Source organism: Moorena sp. SIO2C4 (genome assembly GCF_010672485.1).
Taxonomy (GTDB): Bacteria; Cyanobacteriota; Cyanobacteriia; order Cyanobacteriales; family Coleofasciculaceae; genus Moorena; species Moorena producens.
Genome location: NZ_JAAHGN010001442.1, coordinates 1 through 1,429, shown reverse-complemented (window position 1 = coordinate 1,429; position 1,429 = coordinate 1). Strand labels below are relative to the sequence as shown.

Annotated in this window: 2 protein-coding genes; both read right to left on the bottom strand. The window is 42.6% G+C overall.

The features are described from left to right. A partial coding sequence (locus F6K20_RS38425) for an NB-ARC domain-containing protein (RefSeq protein WP_353736910.1) occupies positions 1-441 on the bottom strand: 441 nt, incomplete at its 3' end. Beyond that, a complete protein-coding gene (locus tag F6K20_RS38420) occupies positions 442-954 on the bottom strand; it encodes a hypothetical protein (protein WP_287298425.1) in 513 nt (170 codons plus the stop codon). Positions 955-1,429: the final 475 nt, after the last annotated feature.

Below are 1,429 nucleotides of genomic sequence, written 5' to 3'. Positions count from 1 at the left end.
TCGAAAGGGTTCAACATGCTCAGGATGCCAAACATCATCCACCACTAACAAGGCTTTTTTATCGGATAATAACGTTCTTAGTTGTAAAGAAGCGCTATCAATGTTAATCGGTTTGAAGTCATAATCGCCTAATTGCTGTATCCACGTACTTAGAAACGATAAAATATCAGGTTGCTGACCTAAGGTTGCCCAAAAAATCCCATCGGGAAAATGGGATTGAACCTCTGGTTCATAGGCTAAGGCTGCAGCTAAGGTGGATTTACCAATGCCTCCTAAACCATAGATGGCACTAACCACTAAAGTGCCAGTTCTAGCAGTTTCTTGGGATAAAAGAATTTGTTTTAGTCGTTGGCTTACTTCCGGGCGCTCGACATAATACGGAGGTAGTGGGGGTGCTTGATTTGGTCGAGTTTGGTTAACCTGCCTCCCAGGCGACTGCAGTCAATTATAATTATTAGTTATTTTGTCTCTTCCAATACTATCTCCTCCAATATTATCTCTTCCAATACTATCTCTTCCAATACTATCTCTTCCAATATTAGTATTACCTTGATTAATATCCCTTTTGGCAAAGTTTTTTACATTCTCAATGTTGTAAGTCTCACTAGTAGCCTGGTGGGATTCCAAGGCTTTGGTAATCTCTTCAATAATTTCCTCTAAGTTAGGCAAAGCTTCAGCATCAACAGTAGTCACTAAACGCTCGATACTTTGGGCAACTTCCGGATTTTGCTTTGCTGCTGCCTCTAGCTCCAATACCACTTTGGCATAATCGAGAGGTACCCCTGGGGCTTGCTCGATAGCCATTACTGTATTTGGAGACTGGTTTCTCAGGGATTCCACAAACTGGTTAGTCTGGTTCCAGACAACTTGCCCGACATTTTCCCCAGTTTTTTCTAGGGCTTTCGTGGCGAGCACAGTAGAAATAGCGACAACGGCAGCAGCTAATGGTTCCATTTTTGAAGGAGATTATTCAGAGTCTTGGTTTATTATAGTATTTTTAAATTGGGTGAGTTAGTTAGTAGTTAGTAGGGTGGGCAGTGCCTACTAATGCGATCGCCAGCTGCTGTTATCTATCTTTGGCACTGCCCACCCTACATCAATATTCTATTGTGATTAATTCTTTGGTGGGCAGTGCCTACTAATGCGATCGCCAGCTGCTGTTATCTATCTTTGGCACTGCCCACCCTACATCAATATTCTATTGTGATTAATTCTTTGGTGGGCAGTGCCTACTCATCCTATCTCTAGCTGCTGTTATCTATCTTTGGCACTGCCCACCCTACATCTACATCTATCTTTGACACTGCCCACCCTACATCTAAATCTACATCTACTATATTCAGTTAGTAGGGTGGGCAGTGCCTACTCATGCTATCTCTAGCTGCTGTTATCTATCTTTGGCACTGCCCACCCTACATCTTAATGGGGA